Source organism: Confluentibacter citreus (assembly GCF_002807055.1).
Taxonomy (GTDB): Bacteria; Bacteroidota; Bacteroidia; order Flavobacteriales; family Flavobacteriaceae; genus Confluentibacter; species Confluentibacter citreus.
On record NZ_NIXN01000027.1, the window covers coordinates 1 to 1,362 of the forward strand.

Below are 1,362 nucleotides of genomic sequence, written 5' to 3' on the forward strand. Positions count from 1 at the left end.
AACGTTTTCGTGTATGGAAAGTTGCGTGTTTGGGGGCGAGGATTTTCCGAAGGAAAATCGGAAGCCAGCAAACAAGCAACCAACTTTGTGTTAGCTAAAACTAGCGATTTTTTATACACGGTGTTGCCAACCGTTTTTTATTCTTTTTATTTTTGTCAGTTTGGGTCAAAACCGTACATGAATTTATTTAATTTTCCATCGGAACTTTCCAATCCAACAATGTCCATTAATTCCTCAAAATAACCGCAAACTCGTTCTCGATCTTCCGTATCTAAGTCCAAATAAACATCTGAAAATCGTGATAATCCAATTCCGATTTTTTCTTGGTATTTTTTGTCTGTCGGATTGTTAGATTCCGCAACGGTGAGAAAGTCGGATGCAGCATCATTAATTTTTTTTGTGAAGATAGGCCGTAACTTTTCGTCCGCAATTCCAGGATAAAAGTTTTCCATATTGAATTTTTCTTTTGCAATAAATTCCGCAAATTTTTCTTTAGCATTTTCAGGTGTTCTCATTTCCGCCGCTTTTTGTTCGCAAGAATTTAAAATCAAAAAAGTTAAAAATATTGTTATGTACTTCGTCATTTTCAAATGGTTGGCAACGTGTTCGTGTATGGAAAGTTGCGTGTTTGTGGGCGAGGATTTTCCGAAGGAAAATCGGAAGCCAGCAAACAAGCAACTAACTTTGATTTAGCTAAAACTAGCAATTTTTTATACACGGTGTTGCCAACCGTTTTTTTATCAGATGATTAATTTTAAAATCAAATACCAATGTTAATTATACCTTTTTCAATTAATATTAATATAATTCCAATAACTAATGGAATTAATATTTGCCACCAAAATTTTTCTATAAACGAAATTATTGCGTTTTGTTGCTTTTCATTTGTTTTAGGTTGGATAATCTGTTTTATTTCGGTGTTTTGGTTTTTTAGAAAATCCGATTGATTTAGTTGTCCAATTGTTGAACCAGAAAAATTATTATATATGCTTTTATCTTTATCCAAATACCATTTTTTAAATTCAGACAATGATTTTAATTCAATAAGTTTATCAAAAGAAATTAAGTCGATTATTATAAGAGTTGAACTGTTTGATTTTTCAGATATTAGATTTAAAGATTTTAAATCAGAAACTAATTCCTGTATTTCAGAGTCAGAAGTTTTTCCGATAATTGCAATTTTATCAGTTTTAAAATTAGTCAGGAATTTTAATTGTTTATCTGTCATTTCTCAAATGGTTGGCAACGTGTTCGTGTATGGAAAGTTGCGTGTTTGGGGGCGAGGATTTTCCGAAGGAAAATCGGAAGCCAGCAAACGGGCAACCAACTTTGTGTTAGCTAAAACTAGCAATTTTTTATACA

2 protein-coding genes are annotated in these 1,362 nt (G+C 32.2%); both read right to left on the reverse strand.

Annotation, left to right across the window (positions count from 1 at the left end):
• Nucleotides 1-155 precede the first annotated feature (155 nt).
• Nucleotides 156-515: a DUF4844 domain-containing protein gene (locus CDH49_RS15470; RefSeq protein ID WP_239970681.1), complete on the reverse strand. Its 360-nt coding sequence runs from the start codon at nt 513-515 to the stop codon at nt 156-158.
• 245 nt (nt 516-760) lie between these two features.
• On the reverse strand, nt 761-1,228 hold the full coding sequence (locus tag CDH49_RS15475) for a hypothetical protein (RefSeq protein ID WP_100616433.1): 468 nt from the start codon (nt 1,226-1,228) through the stop codon (nt 761-763).
• Nucleotides 1,229-1,362 lie beyond the last annotated feature (134 nt).

What these genes read in the sequence shown, in the direction of transcription:
- CDH49_RS15470 (WP_239970681.1), bottom strand. Translation starts at nt 515, where the DNA reads ATGAGAACACCTGAAAATGCTAAAGAAAAATTTGCGGAATTTATTGCA.
- CDH49_RS15475 (WP_100616433.1), bottom strand. Translation starts at nt 1,228, where the DNA reads ATGACAGATAAACAATTAAAATTCCTGACTAATTTTAAAACTGATAAA.